Raw genomic sequence first — 23,091 nt, 5'->3', positions numbered from 1 at the left:
GTCCAATGCCGTATTCCGACCAGATGGAGACACCACAACGCCGGGGCGGCCGCCGCATGGCAATGGCGGTGATCGCGGTGCTCCTCCTCTGTCTCCTGATCCCGTTGCTGGTTGGGCTTTATCTGGCTTCTCCCCTGGCAACACGTCACCTGTCCCGCCTGCTTTCCCGAACCCTTGGCTGTCCTGTAACCATTACTGCGCTCCATACCTCGGGTATGGGCATTGCCGCCCGAGGCATCGCCATCGGCAACCCTGCGGGGTTCCCCGCCGGCGTCCTTGCCGCAGCCGATGCCGTTACCGTTGTCCCCCGCTGGGGAGCCCTCATCCGCGGGGAGCGGACCCTGCACCGCGTCGTTCTGGACGGAGCGCGCCTTACCCTGGTGCGAGACCGGTCCGGTACCTGGAACCTGGCGCGCCTGGCAACGGGGATGAAGGGGAAAAAGCCTGCCCTGGAAACCCGCATCGAAGAAATCGTGGTGCGCCGGGGCAGATTGGCGGTCGAAGGCCATCGCATGGAGGGGATCGATCTGCGTCTGCGCGACCTGTCGACGCAGGGGACGACCGACTCCCGGCTTGAACTCGCCTTTGCCGACGCCGCCGGAAACCGGTTCAGCCTGACGGGAAGCGGGCGCATGGGGCCCCGCCCCGCCTTTGATCTTGCCCTCACGGCTCCTTCCATTGCTCTCTCTTCCCTTCCGCAGCGGGGCGGCGATCGGTTTCTGGACCTTGCCGGAGCCCGCGGGTCCCTGGCTGTGCGGGCTCAGCTACGGGAAGGCGTGATCCGCATCGACGGAGGCGGGGCGATGCAGAATGGCGCGCTCAGGGTCCGGGGGCAGAGGGTCCCGCTGGGCGGCAAGCTCCAGGCAGCGGCCTCCTATGACATGCGGGAGGACCGCGCCGTGCTCGACCGCCTGGATCTGGCCCTGAGCGATTTCTTCACGGCCCGGCTGACCGGCACCGTGGAGCAGGCGCGACGCGAGGGGCGCTTTGACGCCCGGTTGGCCCTTGACGAGGTGGATCTGGCCCGGTTGGGACGTTTCCTGCCGGCGTCCGGCATGCGCATCGTCACGGCAGGGATGCTCCGGACGCGTGAACTACGGGTTGTAGGCGACCGAGCCCGGGGGGTAACCGGCGTTGACGGTGCCGTGGCGCTGAGCGGCGGAACCCTGGCAATGGGCACGAAGATCGTCGCCCGGGACGTGGGCGGCACGGTTTCCGTTTCTCCTGCGGCCGGGGGGTGGCGCGTGTCCGGCCAACTGCTCTCGCCCCGGGCAGCAGGAGACGTCATGGTCGATGGGCTCCGCATTCCATTCGAAGCGGAGGTGTCCTCGCGCTTCAAGCCGACGGAGGCACGGGTTACCGGCATGTCCTGCCGGGTCATGGGAATCCCGCTGGAGGGGGGCGGGCGGTTCCGGCCGACGGCGGTACAGCCACTCCAGCTTTCTCTGCGGGTACCTTTCTCATCCCTCTCTCTTGCCGCCACAGGGTTGGAACCCTATGGCCTGCGCCCCGAGCGCGGCACCGCTGCGCTTTCCCTGGATCTGGCGGGTGGCGTGCGCGGTCCTTTTGTCGGCGAACTCTCTGCGGCGGTGAACGGCGCAGCCCTGTCGATCAAGGGAAAGCCGGCGACTCTCGGGAAGGGTGACCTGCATGCCCGTTTTGCCTGGCGCCGGGGCGTCGCGTCCGTGGCCGGTACACTTCTGCTTGACGGTGCCTCCTACGGCGGCCGCCAGGGAGAGGTGACGGCTCCGTTCAGGCTTGACGGCCGCTCACTGGTGCTTGACACCCCCCGTTTCCGCTTCGGCCCCACCGCCGGTACGGCCCGGCTGGTGGTGGCCCGGCTGCCGGACGCGCCGACAGGAACGGCCCGTCCCTTTACCCTGGAGGTGTCGGAGGGCGCGGTAACCCACGGTAATGGAGGGGCCGGAGGAATCAATGCATCCATCCGGGGAACCTATCATGGGGGCACTCCGGGCTGGCCGGAAGTGGAAGGGAGCGGGGCAGCGGCGCAACTGACGGTGCAGGGGAAGCCCATCGGCGCGCCTTCGGTCAGGTTCGCGCTCGGCCGGGAGAAGGGGGAAGCGGTGGTGGCGGGGCACCTGCTGGGCGGGGCACTAAGCGCCCGGATCGATTTTCCCGCCCGTGCCCCGCTGGAAGACCTCCGGTTCTCCGGTTCGCTTCGGCAGGCGAAGCTGGCTGCCATCGCCCCGTTCGTGCCCGCCACCGGCCGGATTCCCGCACTGGCCGGGGGGGAGGCGACCGTCAGTGTCGACGGCGGCTTCGCGGGGAGCTCAGGGCTGCGCTGCGGGCTCGAAGCACGGCTATCCGGCATGGCCCTGGATGGGGCGGGGGGCAAGCGGCTCCTGTCCGGCGCGGAAGCCCGCGTAGCGGCCCGGGTTGCCGGGGAGCGGCTCGACCTGCGCGAGGCGGTGGCCGTTTTGGGGGAAGGGGCCTCCGTCCGCATTACGGGGAGCATGGATCGGTTCCGTTCGCCGGAGCGGACAGGGACATTTTCCGTAACGCTGCCACGTGCCTCTCTCACGTCCCTGGTGGATCCCCTGATCAATGTCTTGCCGCGACCGGTGCAGGAGGCGATCCTGGAGGGAGACGTAGCAGCCTCAGCCGAGGTGGTGCTGACGGGGAAAAACGGGAGGGTTGACGGGACTGCGACGCTCTCCGGGGCCCGCTTCGATTTCCCGTCCCAAAAACTCGATGTCACCGGGGTGGACGGGACGATTCCCTTCTCGCTCCGGACGGCTGCCGAGGCGGCCAAGCGTCCCCGCCAGGAGCTGAGTTTCAGTCGGGAGAATTTTGCCCACCTGCTGGAGATGCTCCGGCAGCAGGCCCCATGGGATCATACCCTCACCGTGGGCACGGTCCGCTTCGGTCCCCTGGAGTTGGGGCAGACGACCCTGGGGCTACGGGCCGGCAACGGCACCCTGGAGATCAGCTCTCTCCGGTCGGGGCTCTACGAGGGACAACTTTTTGGGAGAGGGTTCGTGACGGCCCGGGGAGGCATAGTCTACGGAGGCGATATTCTGGTTCACGACCTGAGCCTTGCGCGACTCTGCGATGCAGTCCCCAAGATCCGCGGATACGTTTCCGGCCGGGTCGACGGCCTGCTCAGCCTCCACGGCCAAGGGTCCAGGATGGACGGGCTCACCGGCTTCACCGACCTCTGGGCTTGGGAGTCGACGCGCGAGCGCATGCTTCTTTCCCGTGAATTTCTTCAGCGCCTGGCCGGGAAAAAGCTGCGCGGGTTCTTTTTTCGCGACGACCGTCCCTATGATCGGGGCGAAGTCAGCGCCTATCTGGAGAACGGATATCTCACCTTCACGACCCTGGATCTGGCCCATACGAATATCTTCGGTATCAAAGACCTGAGTGTTTCGGTGGCCCCGGTCCAGAACCGGATTGCCCTGACGCACCTGTTCGGCGCCATCAAGGAGGCGGCCACCCGCGGCAAGGCGGTGGCCGGGGAGCCGGCGCCGGCCGAAAAGCCGGTGGAGATGGAGTTCCAGTGGCGTGACTGATGCCACTCGCCGGCGCAGTCCTTCCAATCGGGGCTTCATGTGGTATAGTGCACGGTAGCTAATCAGCAAGGAGGAAGCGATGATCAGGAAGCTCTTCGCCGGAACCCTGATGGGGCTCTGCGGTCTTCTGGCCGCCTGCGCCATCATTACCGTCAATGTGTATTTCCCCGAAAAGGCCGTCAAGGAGGCCTACAAGTCGCTGGACGACATGCTCCTGGGGCGGGAGGGGGAGCAGAAGCCCGCGCCCGACCAGAAACCGGCCGAGGGGCAGCCGCCGGCGGACAAGCCCCAGAGCCGCCTGTGGAACAGTCTGCCGTCCCTGTCACTGGTGACCGAGGCCTGGGCGGCAGACGATTATGCGGATCAACTGGCCGTGGAACTGTCCAGCATGCCTGAGGTGCTCAAGGCCTATGACGAGATGCGGGCGCGCCTGCCCAAGCTCGACCAGCTCCGGAGCCAGGGGGTCGTGGGCGAGACCAACCAGGGGCTCGTGACCATGAGGGACGCGGCAAAGGCGGCTCCCGGCGACGACGCGGTGGTCAAGGCCGAGAACGACAACCGCAAGACCGTCATTACCGGTATGGCCCGGGCGATCATCAGGCTCAACAAACAGAAGGAATCCAAGCAGGCCCTTGGCCAGGTGCTCCCCAAGGCGGCGGCGACCTATGCCGACACCAGGCGGGAGGAGGCCCGGCCGGGGTGGTGGATACAGCTCCAGAACGGCAGGTGGGTGCAGAAGTAGAGAACGGGGCGGTCCTTCGCGATGTCGAAGCCGCGCCCGCTTCGGTTCAGATGATGACCGCGTGCAGGTCCCGCCGGCGGTACCGCCACCAGAAGGCGGCGGCTCGCACGTACCAGTCGATCACGAAGACACCCCAGACAGCGTAGAGGGAAAGGTGGAGCCAGTCGGACGCCACCCATGAGAGAAAGACCCGCACCCCCCACATGACGCCGAGGGTGACCAGGAAAACGTAGAAGGTGTCGCCGGTGCCGCGCAGGCTCCCGGCATAGACGAAGGAGAGGGCCAACGGCACTTGGGCGAAGGCCACCAGCCGCAGGAACACAATGCCGTTTTCGATAACCGCCGGGTCCCGGGTGAAGAGCCCGATGAGCGGCCCGGGTACTGTCAGGAAGACGGCCGCCATGGTCCCCATGACAATAACCGCCAGGCGCAGGGCCTCACGATGGCTGATCCGCGCCCGGCGGTATTTTTTTGCCCCCAGGGCCTGTCCCATGAGGGTGGCGGCGGCGATCCCCATGCCCGCACCCGGCATGAAGGACAGGGATTCGATGGAGAGTCCGATCTGGTGAGCTGCGTAGGCGGCGGTGCCGTAGCCGATGATGAATTTCGAGTAGAAGAGCTGTCCCCCCTGCTGGGCAATTCGCTCCAGGGCCACGGGCCACCCCACTCGCCAGATGCGGCCCATGAGTCCCGTATCGGGTCGGCCGATGCGGATGTAGTCCAGCCTCAGGGCTTGCACCAGTAGGTAGAGAAAGCCGATGGCCTCGGAAGCGTTGATGGCGATGGCCGCGCCGGTGACCCCCAGGGCGGGGAGGCCGAGCTTGCCGTAGATGAGGGGCCAGGCGATGAGCACGTGGAGAATGTTGACCAGGATAATGGCCTGCATGGGCGTGCGGGTGTTGCCGATGCCGTGCATGATGGCCGAAAGGATGTTGAGTCCAGTGGTAAAGGCAAGATAGAGGAAGACCAGGCGGGTATAGCCGGCTGCCAGGTGGAGCACGTCGTCCCGGGCACCGAGGAACGCGGCCAGGTCGTCGCTGAAGAACCAGCCGAGCGCGGAGGCCGCCGCCGTCATGCCGGCGCAGGCGAGACACGCCGCAAAGGCCGCCCGCCGCGCTTCCCGGCGCTGTCCCGCCCCCCGCAGGTGGGCGATCACTACCGTGGTGCCGGTGGCAAGCCCCCAGAACACGGTCATTGTCACGAAGATCAGGAGCTGGCTGAGTCCCGTGGCGGCAATGGCCGCGGCTCCCAGTCCCCCCACGAGAAAGATGTCGACGATGGCCACGAGCCGCTGGAAGAGCGAGGACAGGAGTACCGGCAGCGACAGGTTCATAACGTTGCGGCGGATGGAGACGCGTTTGCTCCGTTCCCTTGCGTGCCGTGCCCTGAACCCTCTCCTCGCCATCCGTTCTTCTTAAGCCTCCCTGTCAGTCGCCGAGGTCCAGTTCCCCGGCCATGTTCAGAACGAAATTCTTGGCCCGCCCCGATGGTGCGATGATCCCGTAGGCCAGGGCCTCCTTCAGTTCAGCGTCCGTGGCACCGGCTTCCTTCGCGGCCGCGAAGTGTTTCTTCAGTCAGGTAGGGCACCCCACCGCCACAGCGCAACCGACCCGGATCAGTTCCCTCGTCCGGGCATCAAGGACCTCTTCGTACTCGAAATCAAGAATCTTCTTGCGGATTTTCATGATGCCGCTCCTTTCCGTGAAGATCAGGGTTCTGACCGGAAACTATGCGGTTCCCCCCGGCGATTTGCAAGCGCTTTTTGGGACAGAGAGCGCACTGCCACGAAGAGGAACTGCTGGCGGCGATTGCAGGCAGCCCGAGGCTAGTGAATAAATTGATTGCAGGCAAATAAATAGAATGCTATCTATTTTGTATGACTATATTTAACGGACCCATAGACCGCAACACCCTCATGTACCGCCTCGGGCTCTTGACGCGGCACTGGCGCCAAATACTGGATAGCGAGTTCCAGTCTGCGGGGCTGACCGACGCCACATGGCGTCCCCTCCTGCATCTCGATTTCCTTGGCGACGGCACCCGTCAAAAGGAACTGGCGGCAGCCGTCGGCATCGAGGGCCCCTCTCTCGTACGGCTTCTCGACACCCTCGTCGCCAAGGGGTTTATCGAGCGGTCGGAGGATGCCGCGGACCGCCGGGCAAAGCTTCTTCGCCTGACCCCCGAGGGACGGGAGGTCGTGACCCGGATACGGAAAACGGTGACGATCCTTGAAAACGATCTCCTCAGTCCCTTCAGTGATGATGATATCGCCCGGGTGGCGGAGTTCATCGGGCGCCTGGAGTCCACGGTGGGTGATGCCCGGCGGAGGGGAAAACGGTGATGTCCGGCGCCATCCGCCGCTTCATCGACCAACACTGGCCCCACCTGGTCAGTGCCGCCCGGGGAACGGCTGCTGCCCTTGCGGCGCTGGCGGCCGCCATGCACCTGAAGCTGGAGAACCCCTACTGGGCAGCCATAACGGCCCTCATCGTTATCCAGCCGACCCGGGGCCTCCTGTTCGAGAAGAGCTTTTACCGCTTGGTCGGCACGGTGAATCGGTTCGTCACCGGATCAATGGAAGCTGTTGGGAAGATCTGAGCGTCCGATGCCCTGTCTGAGGTTCAAGGGGGTCGACGAGGGCTTTCTGTGGAAGCTGGGACCCCTGATGAAAGCATGCCTTGGAGGCATTGTTACTGCGCACCACGAAAGGAGCAATTATGGATGTCAAAGGTAAAACGGTTTTGGTTACCGGTGCCAACGGCGGCATCGGCGGAGCTCTGGTCAGGGCGTTGCTGGAAAAGGGGGTTGCCAAGGTCTACGCCGGTGCCCGGAGCACCGACACGGTGGCAGACCTGGTCCAGGGCGGAGATGGCAGGGTGGTGGCGCTCCGGCTGGACGTGACCCATACCGCCAGTGTTGCCGGGACGGCCGAGCAATGCCGGGACGTGGATATGGTTATCAATAATGCCGGCGTTAATCGCTGTACGGGGTTCATGGGCTCCAGCGCCATGGAAGACGCCCGCCTGGAGATGGAGGTCAACTATTTCGGCACTCTGGCCATGTGCCGCGCGTTTGCGCCAGTGCTGGCCTCCAGAGGCGGAGGAGCCATCGTGAACGTCTGTTCCATCATCGGTCTGGTCAATCTCCCTGTCAACGGGACTTATTGCGCATCAAAGGCCGCGGGACACTCGTTGCTGCAGGGGCTTCGTGCCGAACTGGCGCCCCGGGGTATCCGAGTGATCGGCGTCTACCCCGGCCCGGTCGACACCAAAATGACCGCAGGGCAGGAGATGCCCAAGGCGACACCGGACGAGGTTGCCGCCGCTATCCTTGCAGGGGTGGAGATGGGGGACGAGTACATCTTCCCCGATTCCATGTCTCGGCATGTCCATGCCATGCTTGAGAAGGATTCCCGGCAGGTGGAGAGGGATTTCGGGGCAATGGTCGGAGGGTAGTTCCGGGGGACAGCGAGGGAGAGCTATACGGCAAAGCTATGCCGGGACTATTGCTTGTCCAAGCCTGAAAATGCTCGGCCGGCCAGTCGTCGTGTACGTCTGCGGGGACTCGGCCGGCGTGAAGTCCGACGCTACATGCCGAAAAGACCGGGAACCCGCCACTAGCCCAAGGGGAAACCCAGATGCTTCCGGCAGGAACGGCAGCGGGCGTTTATGCATGTTCACTATTCCCGCATGGAGTTCTGCACGGGTAGAGGGCTAGTAGTCATTGTTGCCGATGATACTGGTGCTCATTTTGTAGACACCGTTTTTCACGCGGGTCAGTACATTGTTCTCCATGAGAATTTGGAATGCGTTGACCACCGTCGGTTTGCTGGCGCTGAGTGCTTCCGCCACTTCGTCATAGGTGCCGTGGAACATGAGGTCGTCATCCAGGTGGCTGATTATGTACTCGATGATTTGAACCCGCTTGCCGCCGATGGAGTTGAGGAGGCTCAGCAGGAAGTTCTTGTGGTCCAGTTCCTTTTTCATCGTTTTTTGAGTGGCTATGCTCGAGAGGAGCTCAAGCATCTCGTAGAGATTGAGGGGCTTCAGCAGGTAGCCGTCAGCCTTGAGCCGGATGGCGTCCAGCAGGTATTCCGATTCGGAATGGGCCGAGACGATGATGACGGCAATGGAAGGATGTTTTTTTTTCACGGTCTCCAGCAGATCGAGACCCGAAGCCCCGGGCATCCGTACGTCGGTGAGCACAATGTCCGGCCTGAGTTCGTCGATTGCCAGGAGGGCCTTCTCCGTGCTGCTGACGCAGACGGTGGTCTTGCAGAAACTGTTCAGAGCCAGGTGCATCTGTTCAAGGGCTTCCTGCTCATCATCAACACATACTACCTGCATGGTTTTCAGTGCGTTAACGTTCAAACCGGTACTCCTTCGGATAGTTTTTTGAATTGCAGGAAGATGCAGGCACCGAAAAGTCGGGTGCCGTCCACTTCGAATTCGCGATTTTCCGCCCAGACCTTTCCGCTGTCAAGGTTTTCGGCAATCTGTCGGCAGAGGTACAGCCCCAGGCCCGTGCCGGCAAGATCATCCTTGGTGGTTAGGTAGGCCTCGAAAACCTTTTCAAGCAATCTCTCCGGTATTCCCCCCCCGCTGTCCTGGAACGTGACGGTGACGATGTCGTTTTCTTCGCTGGTGGAGAGTTGAATGATCCGTGTTCCCTCGCGGGTGGCCAAGGCGTCCTTTGCGTTCAGAAGGATGTTTACGGTGAGCTGTACCAAGTCATTGACAAAGCCGAGAGTTTTTGTGGAACCGGTGATGCGATTGTCCACATTGATCCGGCAGCTCTCTAGGGCCGGAGCAACAATGCCGATTGCGCGATTGACTGAATCTGCCAGATCTATGGCCTGGCGGGTAGTTCCCGAGATAAGGAGCGACCGCCAGTCCTCTATGACCTGGGTCAGGTATTCGATGTTCCTGTTGGCCAGGGCGACCTGCTTCTCGAGCATGGGGCCGTCGAGCTTTCCGAGCCGGTTCTGCAGTTCGATGTTCTGCACCGTGAGCGACAGCGTGTTGAGGGGTTGCCGCCATTGATGGCCGATGTAGCTGAGCATCTCTCCCAGGGCGCACTGCTTGGAGCGATGGGCCAGTTTTTTGCCCTGGTCGGTGATGATCCGCTCGTACTTCCGGAAGCCGATGAAGCTCACGAGGAGCATCAGGCAGGCGGTGCTGGCAAAGAAGATGAGCCAGACATAAATATAGCCCCATTGCCGGTTTCTGAAATCGGTCATGTCGTAGGCGACCAGGAGCCTGCCGGCTTCCTCCTTGTGATGGGTAAGAAGGAGGGGGGATGTGCTGATGATGTAGTAGCGATCCCCGACCTTCAAGTCGAGGATGTCTTTCGACATGGGTATTCTTCGCAGTATTGACTCGAAAAATCTGATGTCGTTCTTGCGCAGGTCCTGGTTGACGATGAAGGCATATTCGTCGGGAAGGGACGAATATGACGTCTCCGCGTCAAGAGATTTGTTTTTTACGACTATGGCGGTTTTTATGTTGTCCAGGAACCAGCGCAGCTTGAAGTGGAACCAGGCCGGATTTATCCCCACCTCGATCGCCCCCGCCACCCCGTTTGTCGCCTTGTCCAGCACGGGCACCGATATGCTGTAGTGCAGGGGGAAGGCATCCGTCTCAAATCCGTAAGCGGGCTTCCCGTCTTTTATGGCGGCGTCCAGGGTAGTGGAGTTGAGCCCGGTTGCGTGCACCTTCAGGGCCGCGTCCAGCTTCTGGTACAGAATACGTTGCTCCGAATCGACAATGACCAGCGATACGACCGGCACGAATCTTTTGGCAAAATCCCAGTACACCGGGTCGAATATTTTTTTGAGCCCTGATCTGTCCCTGTTCTTGATGAGATTGGTCACGCCGCGTTCATCTATGATCGCGGTGACGTAATTGATCATGCGCAGGTTAAGGTAGGACGTCTCGCTGACATAGGTCTTCTGGATGATGGCATTTATCTTGGTAGCGAAAAAACGGTAGTCCGACATGCGTTTATGCAGATCTGTCAGGGAAAAGAAGCAGAACATTCCGAACAGCAGGATGAACGTGACGGTGATGATCCTGTTTTTGTTGCTTTCGATGGTTTTGATCATGTGTTTGGCGTCCCCGTCGAGCAAGGGCTTTCCTTCCCCGATTTCCAGCCTCCCTGGTGTCTCGTTTCCGGTTGCTGTTGCAACGTAATGCCGTTTCAGCGACCGATTCCGTGGAAACTGAGTAAACCAGAGAATGTACTTCACGCTAAAATCTAATTAAAAAGTTTACCCCATTGCTTGCTGGATGTAAACACCGCGCCAGGGAAAGTCCCCCGGCAGATTGCCGACAGTCCCCACCACCACTCACGTATTTCGTCCGTCTCCACTGGGAGCCGAGCACTGCCCGATTTGGAAAAAGGGAGTCTCATGCCCTTGCCCCATTTCGTGACATTGTAAATTAAGTTTAGTTTGTCCGCAAACAAAATATATAAGTAAAAAAAAGTCTTGACTTGTTGCTTGCGGTTTAGTTAAATAAACTACAAAGGGTGCATGGTGAAGGATAAGCGGTTGGCAGGAAGACAAAAACGAAAGGGTACGGAGGTTCACATGGTCAAGAACGTTTTGCGAGGAGTGGTTTCTTCTGCCGCATTGGGCGCAGTCCTGCTCACGGGGATATCAGCGGTCTATGTTCCCGAGGGGCACGCGGCCGTCTTTGAGCGCAAGAAAGAAACCCAGGGGGAGCTTGGGAAGGTTATCGTCAACCCGTACAAGGTTGCACCCCTGACCGCTATCATCGAGCGGGAAGGGAAGGACCCCAAAAACATCACGGTCACGGTTATGGGAAAGCCGGGTGGGGGGGTCGACATCTCCTATCCGGTGTCGGAGGGGGCGGTGCTGAACCACGATGGCATTCCCGTATTCGGCCTCTATGACGATTATGTCAATCAGGTCAAGGTCGACTACACCCTCGACGGCAAGAAGGTAAGCACTATCTACAAGATAAGGACCAACCCCTTCACCGCACGCATGCAGGAGGGACGCTACGAGGTCAAGCCGAAAGTCGATTCGGCAAAGGCGGTCAAAGGCTTTGAGGGGCGCCTCTACATGCTGACCATGATGGGGAACGCGGACAGCAAGGAATGGGCCTGGGCGCGTCCCGACCATAAAGTGCACGGCGCTGGCGAATGGCTGGAGCCGGCCGAGCTCTACATGGTTGACACAAAGGGCGAGATCCGGTGGTTCTTCGACAGTGAGCAGTTCTACGACAAGTACGGCCGCTCCATCGATGATCAGGGGCGCATCATGAGCATGCACCAGATGCCCAACGGCGACTTGGTGTTCGGCATGGCCCAGAAGTACTTCCGTTACACCCTCATGGGTGAGCAGGCCTATGTCCGCAAGCTTCCGCGCGGCTACATCGACCTGAGCCACGAAGTGCTCCCCATGCCCAACGGTCACATGCTGCTCCGCGTGGCCAAGACCAACTACAACATTCCCGGCACCAAGGAGGTGGCGCACACCGTCCGGGACCACGTCATTGAAGTGGATGACGGGGGGCGCGTGGTGGAAGAGTGGGACCTGGTCTCAATCATGGGCAAGAACCAGTTCCGCAAGGACCTGATCGTCGGTCTTGATGCCCGGGCCGTCTGCCTGAACATCGACATGAGTGCCGAGCACCCGGTCGAGGTGAAAGAGGACATACCGTTCGGCGACAACACATCCACCGGTGCCGGCCGCAACTGGGCGCACATCAACAGTATCAGCTACGACAAGAAGGACGACTCGATCATCCTTTCCATGCGCCACCAGGGCATCGTCAAGGTCGGGCGCGACAAGCAGGTCAAATGGATTCTGGCCCCCAATGTCGGCTGGACAAAGGATATGTCGGCCAAGGTGCTGACCCCGGTCGACAGCAAAGGGAACAAGCTCGACTGCTCGGGCGCCACCTGCAACAACACGGAATTCGACTGGTCATTTACCCAGCACACCGCGTGGCTGAGCGAGCGGGGTGAGAACAACGCGCGGTACGCCACCATCAGCGTGTTCGATAACGGCGATGGCCGCGGCCATGAGCAGCCGGCCATTCCCCGCGACAAATGGTCCCGGGCCGTTGAGTACAAGATCGACGAGAAAAATATGACAGTCCAGCAGACATGGCAGTTCGGCAAGGATCGTGGGTGGGACTGGTACAGCCCGGTAACTTCCAACGTCAAGTATGACCCCGAGAAGGGTACCTACTGGATGCTGAGCGGTAACGTCCACCTGTTGTCCCCGGAGCGCACCAAGGGGGTTATCAACGAAGTCGATCCGAAGACCGGTGAGGTGAAGGTGGAAATCGTCCTGTCCAACGACAAAAAGCCCGCGGTCTACTACCGCAGCCACCTGGTAAAGCCTGAAGCTCTCTTCCAGTACTAAGACAGCGTACAGGCTGCCCGCAACGGAGCTGGCCGCTCCTTCGCGGGCAGCCTGTAAGGAAAACGAAGCCCACTAACAAAGAGGAATCACAAGGAGAAATCAAATGTACGGGAACATAGCAAAAAAACTGGTCAAAAGTTTCGCGCTCGTTGCGTTGATGGCCAGCACCTGCTTTGCCTTCAGCGAAGGGAGCGACTACGTCACGCTGCAAAAGCCGATTCCCAATGCGAAGAACACCCTGATCAAGGTTTTCAGCTACGACTGCCCCTTCTGCTACAAGTATGACAAGCAGGTGACCCCCAAGGTGGTGCCCCGGTTGCCGGCTGATCTCCAATTCAGGCCGTTTCACCTTAAGACAAAGGGCAAGTATGGCCCGCAAGGAAGCGAACTGTTTGCCGTCCTGCTGGTCAGGGATCAGAAAAACGGGCTGAAGGACAAAGACCTCTACAGCGAGAAGTCGCTCCTGAAAAAGGCCAAAATGGCCTACTACAACGCCTACCATGACAAGAAGGAACGCTGGGACGCGGGGCCTGACGCCTACCTGCAGACGGGCCTCAACGCGGTGGGCATGACCAGAGCCGAATTCGACAAAGAGAAGAACGACCCCAAGGTCAAGGCGCTGCTGAAAGAGTGGGACGCCTCCTATGAAGTCGCCAAGATCCAGGGCGTGCCCGCATTCGTCGTCAACGGCAAGTATCTGATCATGACCAAATCGATCACCTCCGTCGATTCCATGCTGAAGCTCATCAACGAACTCAAGAGCAAATAAAGGAGATGCGTTGTGAAGCCCACGGAAATGTATAACTCATTCAAGGCCGCCCCGATACAAACGATAGCCGGCTGGCAGGACAAGCGGTTTCTGTGGATCCTGATGGCCGCAGTGAGTCTGTTCATGGTCATTCTGGCCCACTCGGTGTTTCAGATCTGGCTCTACATGAGGCCGTGCGAGCAGTGCGTGTACATCCGGTTCGCCTTCTTCTGCATGGCAGGCGGCGGGATCATCGCGGCGATCTACCCAAAAAACATCGGCCTCAAGCTGGTGGGATACGCGCTGGCCTTCTGGGGGACCATCCAGGGGATCGGCTACAGCCTCAAGCTCAACAAGATCCACGAGGCAGCCCACAGCGACAACCCCTTTGGCGTGCAGGGATGCAATCCCGAGCCGACCTTCCCGTTTCACCTGCCGCTGGACAAGTGGTCTCCCGAATGGTTCAAGCCGACCGGGGACTGCGGCTACGACAACCCGATCATCCCTGACGGAGTTGTGCTGAGCAACCTGCAGAAAACAATCACCGACTTCTACCAGGATGGCTGGTACCTGTGGCCGCCCTCGCATTTCATGAACATGGCGCAGGCCTGCCTGATCACCTTCGGCATCTGCCTGCTGGTGCTCGCCGTTGCCGCTGCATGCTGGCTGCTTACCCTGTGGCGCAAGCACAAGGCCCACGACGCATCGCCGCATACCTATTCAACCCAAGCACGATGACTGATGTCATCGCGACTCATCCCCCCCGGGTCGGCCTGCCGGCCCGGGAGGAGATTCCCCCGCTATAGACAACCAGCAACGATGAGTGCTGCCACCACTGTGATTGATCAGGCAGTGGTGGGGCCGCACGTCTACCGGAGCTCCATGCGGCTGGCCGTGGAAGCCCTTGTGGCTCTGTGCGTGGAAACAGCTCGCATATCCGGCCATGAGCTTCTTTCGTGGGGACTTTGCGGAAGGTTGTGCGGTCTGTTCCCAGCGGCACCTGCCGGATGGTCCGTACTGCCGTTGCCGGTGAATACCGCCCGTGCCCCGAATCGGGCCACAACGATCTGTTAAGGAGAGTAGCGTGAAGAGAGCGAAGCGTCTTGTCCCGATGTGCCTGTTGATGTTCTGTTCAGTTGCCAACCCTGCCGGCGCGGATGTGTCCGTCCACAAACCCGTTGGGCCGACTGCGGCGGTTTTCGGGCCGGCCGGTTCTGATTTCCCGGTGGGCAAGCTGGCCGCCGTATTAAACTACCAGTACGCTGAGAGTGATGGTGTGCGTCATCGCGCAAGTGAGGCCAACGAGAAGGTGAAGCTTACCAAAAACCTCGGTACCGTGAAGTTTCGCTACGGCATTATGCCCGACCTCGACATCCGTACGGCGACGCCGTTCTACTACATCGAGAAAGATTACAAGACAACGGGCAAAACCGATGAGTTGCACTGGATCGGCGATACCACGCTGACCCTGCACAAGGTGCTCCTGAACCAATCCAGGAATGACGCTCTCAGCCTGGCTGTCGACGTGGGACTTGTCGTTCCGACCACGGACGCCAGCAGCAAGAGCCTGGACAGCATTGGCAACAACGCATGGGGCGCCACCGCCGGCGTGGGGGTCACTTATGCCCTGGGCTCCCATCGCCTCGATCAGGAACTCGCCATCGCCACCTTTACGGAGGGCTCCCATGATTATCGAAAGCCCCTCCGGTTCCGCAGCAACACCTCCTGGAGCCATGCCGTAAACAACTATTTCGATATTGGCGCCGAGTCCCTCTTCGAGTGGAACGGCGAAAGCGAAAAAAGTGGAGTGAAGCAGAAGGATTCAAAAAATGAGTGGTACGCCGGCCCGAGGATGGCGTTCAAATACAAGCCTGCGGGGGTCAATGTGGGGATGCTGGCAACGTTTCCGTTTGCCCGCTGGTACGAAGGAACTGCCCCGTCCGACGGATTCCGTTTCGAGCTCCGGTTGACCAAGGTGTTCAATCTGCTTTAAGGGGGGGGCGGGCCGCCTCTTCCGGATCACGTGAAAAGAGGCTGCAAGGTGTCATGCTTGCAGCCTCTTTTCGCTCTGTAACACGAATTGTTGTCGGTGGTCTCTAGAACGGAATGTCGTCGTCCGGGTTGAACGCCGGCTCGTCATAGGAGGGGCCGCCGAAGCCGCTCTCCTGGCCGCCGCGTCCGCCTGCGCGTCCGCCCCCTCCCTCACCCTTGCCGCCGAGCATCTGCATCCGCTCGCCCACCACCTCGGTGGTCCAGCGGTCACGACCATCCTTGTCCTGCCACTTGCGGGTCTGGAGCCGCCCCTCGATGAAAACGGTCCGCCCCTTGGCCAGGTATTCACCGGCGATTTCGGCCTGGCGGCCCCAGAGGACCACGTTGTGCCATTCGGTCTTTTCCTCGAATTCGCCGTTCCTGTTCTTGAATTTTTCGGTGGTGGCAAGGGAGAAGCTGGCAACTGCCGTGCCGGCAGGCGTGTAGCGAACCTCGGGATCCTTCCCGAGATTGCCGATGAGCATCACTTTGTTGAGACTGGCCATAATGCGACCTCCTGAGTATGGGAATTGCGATTGGTGATCAAAGCGTCGAAAGAACGACGGTACCCTATCACTAACATCCGCTTTGTTCAATGGATTGTTGGGGCGGCCGGAAGAAGGCCGCAGCACCGGAATCCCCGGGTGACGGCCCCGTTTCAGCGGGCCGGAGATTTGCGCCGGTGAAGGTTCAAAGGGATTTCGAGAGGTTCCGCCGGTCGTATATTGGTTTGACTCCCCTGCCAAAAAACAGTAAGGTTAATCGGATATTTCCCCGGAGCCACCAATGCTTAACGGACTGATTTACCTCGCCTTTTTTATTCCGCTCTCCGGCTTCTTCAGCTTTGCGGCCCTTGTGGGGAGCCTGGTGGATGCCAGTGGCGGCTTTGCCCACCGCTGTGCCCTCGCCTGGAGCCGGATCGGCCTCATGATGGCCGGGGTGCGCCTCGACGTGAGCGGAACCGAGAATGTGCCGGCGGGAGAGCCGGTCATCTTCATGGGGAACCACCAGGGAAACTTCGACATTCTCGTCCTGTCGCGGGCCATTCCGCGCCGCTTCTCCTGGCTCGCCAAGGAGGAGCTCTTCCGTATCCCCCTGTTCGGCGCCGCCATGCAACGGGCAGGCTACATCCCCGTTGACCGGAGCGACGGCCGTAAGGCCCTGCGGAGTCTCGATGCCGCAGCAAAGCGGATCAGGGCAGGGGCCAGCGTCATCGTCTTCCCCGAAGGGACCCGCACCGCCGACGGATCGCTCCTTCCGTTCAAAAAAGGGGGATTTGTCCTGGCCGAACGGGCCGGGGTGCCCATTATTCCGTTCACCATCAACGGGAGCATGCAGGTGAATCCGCGCAACACCGTAAAGCTTGTACGGGGCGCCAGGATCGCCGTCCGGTTCGGGACCCCGATTCCGACCTCCGGTGCCGGCGCCCTCAAGGGGACGCCGCTCATGGAACAGGTGCGGTCCGCCATTCAGTCTGGGCTGGAGGGGTAGGATGCTCGCCTTGTCCCTTGTCCTCATCGGTGGAGGCCTCCTGGCGACGGCGTGGGGGCTTCCGGCGGCCCACCGGCTCCGGCGGCCCTGGGGGGCGGCGGCTGCCCTTACCGCGCTCGGCGGCGTGGTGTCCGCCCTTATGGGCGTTCTGCTGGCCGTGGTGCCGCATTTTTTCGGATAGGCTGCCATGACTGAACAAACCAAAACAGTCTTAGTCAATGTGACGGCGATTGCCGTCATCTCGTTCCTGCTCATCGCCGGGAATACCCTGTGGCGGCAGCGCACCCAGTTTCTGCGGGGCGAAGAGGCCATGGGCCGGGGAGATGTCATGGCTGCCGTATCGGCCTATGAGGCGGCGCTCCACATGTACACCCCCCTGGGACCCCATGTGGAAAGATCGGCCCTCCGGCTCTGGGAGATCGGCGCCGGCTTCGAGCGGGGCGGCGACACGGAGCGGGCGCTCATTGCCTACCGGGCACTGCGCAGCTCCTTTTACGCGGCTGCGTGGCTCGTTCAGCCGGGCCGCGAATGGATTGCCCGGTGCGATATGAAGATTGCGATGCTCGCCGGACGCGGCGGGCCGAGATGAGACTCCATGGACACGGCACCCGCTGAAATTACGGATAATGGGGGGCTGCGCATCATCCCCCTGGGGGGGCTGGGCGAAATCGGCCTCAACATGATGGCCTACGAGCACGGCGAAGACATCATCGTCGCCGACTGCGGCCTCATGTTCCCCGAGCCGCAGATGCTGGGCATCGACCTGGTCATCCCGGATATCGCCTACCTGCGGGAACGGGCCGGCCGGGTGCGCGGCATTCTGCTCACCCACGGCCACGAGGACCACATCGGCGCCCTTCCCTACGTTCTTCAGGAGCTCTCGCTCCCTCTCTACGGCACGGCCCTCACCCTTGGCTTCATTCGGGAAAAACTGAAGGAGTTCGACCTGGAGGGGGAGGTGGAGCTGAACGTCGTCAAACCCCGCGACGTGGTGACGCTCGGCTGCTTCTCCGTGGAGTTCATCAGGGTGTCCCACTCCATCGTGGACGGCTGCGCCCTGGCCATTCGGACCCCGGAAGGGGTGGTGATCCATACGGGTGACTTCAAGATCGACCAGACACCGGTGGATGGCGAACTGACCGACCTGGCCACCTTCTCCCGCTACGGGGACGAGGGGGTTCTGGCGCTCCTTGCCGACTCCACCAACGTGGAGCGCGAGGGGTACACCCTTTCCGAACGGGTGGTGGGGGAGGCCTTTGACGAAATTTTCCCCCGCTGCGAAGGGCGGATTATCGTGGCCGCCTTCTCCAGCAACATCCACCGGGTCCAGCAGGCGGTGGACGCGGCGGTCCGCTGTGGCCGCAAGGTGCTGCTCAACGGTCGCTCCATGGTGGCGAACGTAGCCATCGCGCGACAGCTGGGCTACTTGCGGATGCCGGAGGGGGTCCTGACCGATCTGAAGGAACTCCAGCACCTTCCCAAGGAGCAGGTCTGCATGATCACCACCGGCTCCCAGGGCGAGCCCATGAGCTCGCTGGCACGCATCGCCATGGACGATCACAAGCAGATCAAGCTGGAGGCCGGCGACACGGTCATCCTCTCGTCCCGTTTCATCCCGGGCAACGAAAAGACCATCTCCGACCTCATCAACCATCTCTATCGCCGGGGGGCCGAGGTCTTTCACGAGAAGGTCTCGGAGGTCCATGTCTCGGGCCATGCATCCCAGGAAGAGCTGAAGCTGATGCTCAACCTCACGCGGCCCCGCCACTTCGTGCCGGTCCACGGGGAATACCGCCATCTTGTCAAGCATGCCCGGCTGGCACAGCGGGTCGGCGTGCCGGTGGAGCGCTGTCTGGTGGCGGTGAACGGTGACGTGATCCGCTTCGCCGACGGCCGGGGTGAGATCGCCGGCACCGTGGAGAGCGGACGGGTCTACATCGACGGCAAGGGAATCGGCGATGTGGGCGAGGTGGTTCTCAAGGACCGCAAGCACCTGTCCGAGGACGGCATGGTGGTGGTGATCATCGCCATCAACCAGGCTTCCGGCGAGGTCATCTACGGCCCGGACATCGTTTCCCGCGGCTTCGTGTTCGAGGACGAAAGCCAGCAGTATCTGGACGAAACGAAAAAGATCGTCCTGGACCTCCTGGCCGGCATGAGCATCGAAACCCTGGGTGAGTGGGGCGAGGTCAAGCAGGAAGTGCGACGTATTCTGAGACGCTTCTTCAATAAAACGATAGAGCGGCGACCGGTGATCCTGCCGGTTATCCTGGAAATGTAGGCATGGACGAACAGATCGATAAAAAGGAAAAACTGAAAAAGGAGATCCAGGGCATGGCCCTGGGCGCGCTGGGGGTTTTCATTCTCATCGCGCTCCTGTCGTTCAACGCCGGGGACCAGTCCTTCAACACCTACTCGTCGGAAGGCCAGCTCCACAACTTCGGGGGCAGACTGGGAGCGGATCTGTCGGACCTGCTGCTCCAAGTGCTCGGCCTTGCCTCCTACGCCATCCCGGCAGGGCTCCTCTTTCTCTCCTACAAGCTGTTGCGCTTCAAGGAGCTTCGCTGGAAAGCCTACAAGGGAATCGCCTTCGGGACTCTCGTGGTGTCTCTGGCGGCCCTTTTCGCCTTCAATCTGGCAAAGACCGAGTTCCTTGGCCAGCCGGTTCTCACGGGCGGCGCCGTTGGATATAAGACAGCCTCGTTTCTCAAAACCTATTTCGGAATCACCGGAGCGCTGCTGATCATCCTGCCGCTTCTGGCCGCCTCGGCCATGGTGCTGTCGCGGTTCTCCTTCGTCCTGTTCGCCGACTGGTGGGTAGGGAGCCTCAGGGATCGCTGGGTGCGTCATCGGGAGCGGAAGGAGCTGAACCGGCAGCTGATGGATGCGGGCGATAAGCCCGAGAAGAAAAAGGCGCCGGAGATCAAGCCGGTCCATGTTGCGCTGCCGCCGCCTGAACCGGTGCGCAAGAAGGAGAAAAAGAAGGACGATGCCAAGCAGGCACCACTCCAGGAGGCCTTCGATTTCGTCAAGGTGGAGGGTGAACACCGGACCCCGCCCCTTTCGTTGCTCGATTCGCCGCCTGCGACCGAGCGGAAGGTCGACCGGGACATCCTTACCATGAACGCCCGGCTTCTGGAGAAAAAGCTCAAGGACTTCGGCATCGACGGCGAAGTAGTGGAGATCTGCCCGGGGCCGGTCATCACCATGTACGAATTCGCGCCCGGCCCGGGCATCAAGGTGAGCCGGATCGCCTCCCTGTCCGACGATCTCTCCATGGCGCTCCAGTCGCTCTCCATCCGGATCGTTGCCCCCATCCCCGGCAAGGGGGTCGTGGGGATCGAGATTCCGAACCGGGAGCGGGAAACGGTCTTTCTCAGGGAGATATTCAGCGGCGAAGAGTTTCATGCCAGCAAGTGCAAGCTGCCCCTGGCCCTCGGCAAGGACATCGCCGGCGCGCCGGTGGTGGCCGACCTGGCCCGGATGCCGCACCTGCTGGTGGCCGGCGCCACCGGCAGCGGCAAGTCGGTGTCGGTTAACACCATGATCCTGTCGTTCCTCTACACCGCCACTCCCCGGGACGTGCGGATCATCATGGTGGACCCCAAGATGCTGGAACTCTCCGTTTACGAGGGGATCCCGCACCTGCTCCTGCCGGTGGTCACCAACCCCAAGAAGGCCGCTCTCGCCCTCAAGTGGGCCGTGGAGGAGATGGGACGCCGTTATCGTCTCATGGCCGACAAGGGGGTCCGCAATATCGATTCCTACAACCGGACCATCGAGAAACTGGAAAAGGAGGCCGAGGAGCTTAAGGCCCAGGAAACCGTGGTTGTGGAGGATGTGCCCGAGGAGCTCCCTGACGACGAGGCTGCCGCCATCGAGGAGTTCCTGGCAAGGAACGACGAGCTGGAGCACGGTCACCTGCCGTATATCGTCGTTATCGTGGATGAGTTGGCCGACCTCATGATGGTGGCCGGCAGGGAGATCGAGGAGTCCATCGCGCGGCTCGCCCAGATGGCCCGGGCCGCGGGCATCCACCTGATTCTCGCCACCCAGCGCCCCTCCGTGGACGTCATTACCGGCCTCATCAAGGCCAATTTCCCGGCCCGGATATCGTTCCAGGTATCCTCCAAGATCGACTCGCGCACCATCCTCGACACTATCGGCGCCGAGGCCCTCCTGGGAATGGGCGATATGCTCTTCCTGCCGCCCGGAACCGCCAAGATGCAGCGGGTTCACGGCGCCTTCGTCTCCGACGCCGAGGTTCAGCGGGTGGTCGACTTCCTCAAGAAGCAGGGCAAGCCGGTCTACGACAAGTCAATTCTGGAGATGAAGGATGACGGCGGCAAGGGGGACGGCGAGGGCGATGAGGATCTGGTGGATGAGCGCTACGACGATGCCGTGCGGCTTGTGGCGGAAACCCGGCAGGCATCCATTTCCATGATCCAGCGGAGGCTGCGGATCGGTTACAACCGTGCTGCCCGCATCATTGAGCGGATGGAGCAGGAAGGGATCGTCGGACCTTCGGACGGCACAAGCAAGCCGAGGGAAGTGTTCATCAACAAGCTGTAACGGGCAGGAACCGCCGGCCGCCGTTTTTGCGGCAGGTGCCCGGAACTCGCCGGGCGGAAAAAGGAGGTGTCCCATGAGCTACAGAAAGGTCGTCGGGTTGGCCCTGCTGCTACTGATGTCCGCCGCTCCCGCCGTGCCGGCTGACGGACCGGCCCCGGCACAGGGGAAAGACACCTGTCTGCTCTATCAGGATAATTGTCCCGAGCGGAAGGACGACATTTATCAGCGGATAGCGCGCCTCAAGCGGGAAATCGCCAAAGGGCCCGCAGTCTATACGCCCGAGGAGTTGCGTACCCTTCGGAAGATGCTCGACGAATATGAACAGCTACTTTACCGCCTTCTCTATCACAATACGGACTGATCGCCGCTGCTCCCATGGACAAATTCCTGCTGCCCCTTTTTGTAATCAATCTGCTGCTCACCATTACCGACGCCGCCGTGGGCTATCACGCGGCGCCGGCGCTCATGCGCCACTTCACACCTGACGAGGAAGCCGCCGAGCACTCCACGGCCGGCATGCGCGGCATGCTCGGCCTGGTGGTCGCGCTGTACATGTTTTTCAATTGTTACGGCTATTACCGGGGGAGCGGTGTGATTCTTCTTGTGGTTGCCGGCGTGATCCTGACCGACATGATCGCCCAGATAGCGCTCAGGAAGCGCGTCGGTCAACGGAGGGGGGAGTGACGGGTGCAGGGGGCGGTGCGGTGCGGCGTCACTGGCCCACCGGCACGGCATACCCGAGTTTCACCGAGATGGCCTCGGAGGCCCGGCACGCCAGGGGGGTCAGTTCGTCGCGGATCAGGTCATCCGTGAAGCGCATGGCCGGCCCCGAGATGATCACCGCACCAACCACCACCGACCGGTAGTCATGGATGGGGGCTGCTACGCCGCGGACGCCGATTTCCAGCTCTTCATTGTCAATGGCATGTCCCTGGGCGGCCACCTCTTTCAGGTGTTCCCGCAGCTTGTCCCGTTCAACGATGGTATTGGGGGTGAAGGGGGCCAGTTCCGTCCGGGAGAGGTACCGTTCGAGGTCGTTTTCGGGAAGCCCCGCGAGCATGACCTTGCCTGCCGCGGTGCAGTAGGCCGGCAGGCGCGAGCCGAGGCGCGAAACGACCCGGACCGTGGCGTGGCTCTCCACGCCGTAGAGGTAGACGCTCAGATTCTCCTTGAGAACGGCCACGTAAGCCGTTTCCTCGCACTCCTTCACGAGTTCTTCGAGGGCCGGCTTGGCGTAGGGGAGCAGCGCCATCTGGCGGATCATTGACTGGCGCAGCTCAAGGGTCCTGAGGCCGAGGCGGTAATTGCCGGTTATGGGGTTCTGCTCCACGTAGCCGCGCGATTCGAGGGTCGCCAAGAGCCTGAATACGTTGTTTTTGTGAAGCTTGAGCCTTCTGGATATCTCCGTGACGCCCAGTTCGACCGCGTCCTCGGCATGAAACTGCTCAAGCAGGTCCAACGCATGGGAAACGGCCAGGATCATGTAGTCTGACTTGTCTTTTTTCTGCACGGTGGATCGCCTCTGGTTGGATTATTCCCCTGCGGGCAATGGGGCCGGGGAGGGGCGCGGGAGAGA

The 23,091-nt window shown here is 61.4% G+C and carries 22 protein-coding genes; 16 read left to right on the top strand and 6 right to left on the bottom strand.

What is annotated here, in order from left to right; translation table 11 throughout:
* Positions 1-5 precede the first annotated feature (5 nt).
* Positions 6-3,533, top strand: a complete 3,528-nt coding sequence (locus AABA48_RS12945; RefSeq protein ID WP_286350790.1) for a DUF748 domain-containing protein — start codon at positions 6-8, stop codon at positions 3,531-3,533.
* 79 nt (positions 3,534-3,612) lie between these two features.
* Complete coding sequence (locus tag AABA48_RS12940) at positions 3,613-4,275, top strand: YdbL family protein (RefSeq protein WP_286350789.1); 663 nt, start codon at positions 3,613-3,615, stop codon at positions 4,273-4,275.
* A 46-nt stretch (positions 4,276-4,321) separates the two neighbouring features.
* Here AABA48_RS12940 and AABA48_RS12935 read toward each other — a convergent pair whose 3' ends face one another.
* On the bottom strand, positions 4,322-5,680 hold the full coding sequence (locus tag AABA48_RS12935) for an MATE family efflux transporter (protein ID WP_286350788.1): 1,359 nt from the start codon (positions 5,678-5,680) through the stop codon (positions 4,322-4,324).
* 22 nt (positions 5,681-5,702) lie between these two features.
* Positions 5,703-5,960 carry a GSU3128 family (seleno)protein gene (locus AABA48_RS12930; protein ID WP_286350787.1) on the bottom strand — a complete coding sequence of 86 codons (258 nt, stop codon included), beginning with the start codon at positions 5,958-5,960 and terminating at the stop codon, positions 5,703-5,705.
* A gap of 191 nt (positions 5,961-6,151) precedes the next feature.
* Here AABA48_RS12930 and AABA48_RS12925 point away from each other — a divergent pair, with 191 nt between their 5' ends.
* The 3 genes from AABA48_RS12925 (at position 6,152) to AABA48_RS12915 (ending at position 7,730) form a co-directional block, all read left to right on the top strand.
* Entirely contained in the window at positions 6,152-6,616 is a 465-nt protein-coding gene (locus tag AABA48_RS12925) for a MarR family winged helix-turn-helix transcriptional regulator (protein ID WP_286350786.1), read from the top strand.
* On the top strand, positions 6,616-6,873 hold the full coding sequence (locus AABA48_RS12920; RefSeq protein WP_286350785.1) for an FUSC family protein: 258 nt from the start codon (positions 6,616-6,618) through the stop codon (positions 6,871-6,873). Before AABA48_RS12925 ends, AABA48_RS12920 begins: the two co-directional genes overlap by 1 nt.
* Positions 6,874-6,992: 119 nt before the next feature.
* A complete protein-coding gene (locus AABA48_RS12915) occupies positions 6,993-7,730 on the top strand; it encodes an SDR family oxidoreductase (protein WP_286350784.1) in 738 nt (245 codons plus the stop codon).
* 258 nt (positions 7,731-7,988) lie between these two features.
* Here the strand turns inward: AABA48_RS12915 and AABA48_RS12910 are convergent, their stop codons facing one another.
* Positions 7,989-8,645, bottom strand: a complete 657-nt coding sequence (locus tag AABA48_RS12910; protein WP_286350783.1) for a response regulator — start codon at positions 8,643-8,645, stop codon at positions 7,989-7,991.
* Positions 8,642-10,378, bottom strand: coding sequence for a sensor histidine kinase (locus AABA48_RS12905; RefSeq protein ID WP_286350782.1), 1,737 nt, complete (start codon positions 10,376-10,378; stop codon positions 8,642-8,644). The genes AABA48_RS12910 and AABA48_RS12905 overlap by 4 nt, the downstream gene beginning before the upstream one ends.
* A gap of 486 nt (positions 10,379-10,864) precedes the next feature.
* Between AABA48_RS12905 and AABA48_RS12900 the strand changes: the two genes are divergently transcribed.
* The 4 genes from AABA48_RS12900 to AABA48_RS12885 all read left to right on the top strand — a co-directional run bounded on the left by AABA48_RS12900 (position 10,865) and on the right by AABA48_RS12885 (position 15,414).
* Entirely contained in the window at positions 10,865-12,673 is a 1,809-nt protein-coding gene (locus AABA48_RS12900; RefSeq protein WP_286350781.1) for an aryl-sulfate sulfotransferase, read from the top strand.
* Between the two features lie 103 nt (positions 12,674-12,776).
* The gene (locus AABA48_RS12895) at positions 12,777-13,442 is read left to right on the top strand and encodes a thiol:disulfide interchange protein DsbA/DsbL (RefSeq protein WP_286350780.1); all 666 of its coding nucleotides are present in this window, start codon (positions 12,777-12,779) and stop codon (positions 13,440-13,442) included.
* A gap of 12 nt (positions 13,443-13,454) precedes the next feature.
* A complete protein-coding gene (gene dsbI, locus AABA48_RS12890; RefSeq protein ID WP_286350779.1) occupies positions 13,455-14,159 on the top strand; it encodes a protein-disulfide oxidoreductase DsbI in 705 nt (234 codons plus the stop codon).
* Positions 14,160-14,505: 346 nt separating this feature from the next.
* Positions 14,506-15,414 carry a transporter gene (locus tag AABA48_RS12885; protein WP_286350778.1) on the top strand — a complete coding sequence of 303 codons (909 nt, stop codon included), beginning with the start codon at positions 14,506-14,508 and terminating at the stop codon, positions 15,412-15,414.
* A gap of 103 nt (positions 15,415-15,517) precedes the next feature.
* On the opposite strand, the gene AABA48_RS12880 is transcribed toward AABA48_RS12885, so the two are convergent.
* The gene (locus AABA48_RS12880) at positions 15,518-15,958 is read right to left on the bottom strand and encodes a single-stranded DNA-binding protein (RefSeq protein ID WP_010943738.1); all 441 of its coding nucleotides are present in this window, start codon (positions 15,956-15,958) and stop codon (positions 15,518-15,520) included.
* Between the two features lie 280 nt (positions 15,959-16,238).
* Here AABA48_RS12880 and AABA48_RS12875 point away from each other — a divergent pair, with 280 nt between their 5' ends.
* From AABA48_RS12875 to AABA48_RS12845, 7 genes are all read left to right on the top strand, one after another.
* Complete coding sequence (locus AABA48_RS12875) at positions 16,239-16,943, top strand: lysophospholipid acyltransferase family protein (RefSeq protein ID WP_010943737.1); 705 nt, start codon at positions 16,239-16,241, stop codon at positions 16,941-16,943.
* Between the two features lies 1 nt (position 16,944).
* The gene (locus AABA48_RS12870) at positions 16,945-17,124 is read left to right on the top strand and encodes a hypothetical protein (RefSeq protein ID WP_286350777.1); all 180 of its coding nucleotides are present in this window, start codon (positions 16,945-16,947) and stop codon (positions 17,122-17,124) included.
* Positions 17,125-17,130: 6 nt separating this feature from the next.
* The gene (locus tag AABA48_RS12865; protein ID WP_286350776.1) at positions 17,131-17,532 is read left to right on the top strand and encodes a hypothetical protein; all 402 of its coding nucleotides are present in this window, start codon (positions 17,131-17,133) and stop codon (positions 17,530-17,532) included.
* Between the two features lie 6 nt (positions 17,533-17,538).
* Complete coding sequence (locus tag AABA48_RS12860) at positions 17,539-19,224, top strand: ribonuclease J (protein ID WP_286350775.1); 1,686 nt, start codon at positions 17,539-17,541, stop codon at positions 19,222-19,224.
* A gap of 2 nt (positions 19,225-19,226) precedes the next feature.
* A complete protein-coding gene (locus tag AABA48_RS12855) occupies positions 19,227-21,515 on the top strand; it encodes a DNA translocase FtsK (protein ID WP_286350774.1) in 2,289 nt (762 codons plus the stop codon).
* Between the two features lie 73 nt (positions 21,516-21,588).
* Complete coding sequence (locus AABA48_RS12850; RefSeq protein WP_286350773.1) at positions 21,589-21,876, top strand: hypothetical protein; 288 nt, start codon at positions 21,589-21,591, stop codon at positions 21,874-21,876.
* Between the two features lie 14 nt (positions 21,877-21,890).
* Entirely contained in the window at positions 21,891-22,199 is a 309-nt protein-coding gene (locus tag AABA48_RS12845) for a hypothetical protein (protein ID WP_286350772.1), read from the top strand.
* A 28-nt stretch (positions 22,200-22,227) separates the two neighbouring features.
* Here the strand turns inward: AABA48_RS12845 and AABA48_RS12840 are convergent, their stop codons facing one another.
* Positions 22,228-23,025 carry an IclR family transcriptional regulator gene (locus tag AABA48_RS12840; protein WP_286350771.1) on the bottom strand — a complete coding sequence of 266 codons (798 nt, stop codon included), beginning with the start codon at positions 23,023-23,025 and terminating at the stop codon, positions 22,228-22,230.
* Positions 23,026-23,091: the final 66 nt, after the last annotated feature.

The organism is Geobacter sp. 60473, from assembly GCF_036323535.1.
In the GTDB taxonomy this organism is placed as follows: domain Bacteria; phylum Desulfobacterota; class Desulfuromonadia; order Geobacterales; family Geobacteraceae; genus Geobacter; species Geobacter sulfurreducens.
This window is presented reverse-complemented; position numbering and strand designations above follow the sequence as displayed.

Excerpts from the sequence above, each read along its gene's own strand:
- AABA48_RS12870 (WP_286350777.1), top strand. The coding sequence starts at position 16,945 with ATGCTCGCCTTGTCCCTTGTCCTCATCGGTGGAGGCCTCCTGGCGACG.
- AABA48_RS12875 (WP_010943737.1), top strand. The coding sequence starts at position 16,239 with ATGCTTAACGGACTGATTTACCTCGCCTTTTTTATTCCGCTCTCCGGC.
- AABA48_RS12935 (WP_286350788.1), bottom strand. The coding sequence starts at position 5,680 with ATGGCGAGGAGAGGGTTCAGGGCACGGCACGCAAGGGAACGGAGCAAA.
- AABA48_RS12865 (WP_286350776.1), top strand. The coding sequence starts at position 17,131 with ATGACTGAACAAACCAAAACAGTCTTAGTCAATGTGACGGCGATTGCC.
- AABA48_RS12920 (WP_286350785.1), top strand. The coding sequence starts at position 6,616 with ATGTCCGGCGCCATCCGCCGCTTCATCGACCAACACTGGCCCCACCTG.
- AABA48_RS12915 (WP_286350784.1), top strand. The coding sequence starts at position 6,993 with ATGGATGTCAAAGGTAAAACGGTTTTGGTTACCGGTGCCAACGGCGGC.
- AABA48_RS12945 (WP_286350790.1), top strand. The coding sequence starts at position 6 with ATGCCGTATTCCGACCAGATGGAGACACCACAACGCCGGGGCGGCCGC.
- AABA48_RS12900 (WP_286350781.1), top strand. The coding sequence starts at position 10,865 with ATGGTCAAGAACGTTTTGCGAGGAGTGGTTTCTTCTGCCGCATTGGGC.
- AABA48_RS12855 (WP_286350774.1), top strand. The coding sequence starts at position 19,227 with ATGGACGAACAGATCGATAAAAAGGAAAAACTGAAAAAGGAGATCCAG.
- AABA48_RS12860 (WP_286350775.1), top strand. The coding sequence starts at position 17,539 with ATGGACACGGCACCCGCTGAAATTACGGATAATGGGGGGCTGCGCATC.
- AABA48_RS12880 (WP_010943738.1), bottom strand. The coding sequence starts at position 15,958 with ATGGCCAGTCTCAACAAAGTGATGCTCATCGGCAATCTCGGGAAGGAT.
- AABA48_RS12850 (WP_286350773.1), top strand. The coding sequence starts at position 21,589 with ATGAGCTACAGAAAGGTCGTCGGGTTGGCCCTGCTGCTACTGATGTCC.
- AABA48_RS12940 (WP_286350789.1), top strand. The coding sequence starts at position 3,613 with ATGATCAGGAAGCTCTTCGCCGGAACCCTGATGGGGCTCTGCGGTCTT.
- AABA48_RS12895 (WP_286350780.1), top strand. The coding sequence starts at position 12,777 with ATGTACGGGAACATAGCAAAAAAACTGGTCAAAAGTTTCGCGCTCGTT.
- AABA48_RS12925 (WP_286350786.1), top strand. The coding sequence starts at position 6,152 with ATGACTATATTTAACGGACCCATAGACCGCAACACCCTCATGTACCGC.
- AABA48_RS12845 (WP_286350772.1), top strand. The coding sequence starts at position 21,891 with ATGGACAAATTCCTGCTGCCCCTTTTTGTAATCAATCTGCTGCTCACC.
- AABA48_RS12905 (WP_286350782.1), bottom strand. The coding sequence starts at position 10,378 with ATGATCAAAACCATCGAAAGCAACAAAAACAGGATCATCACCGTCACG.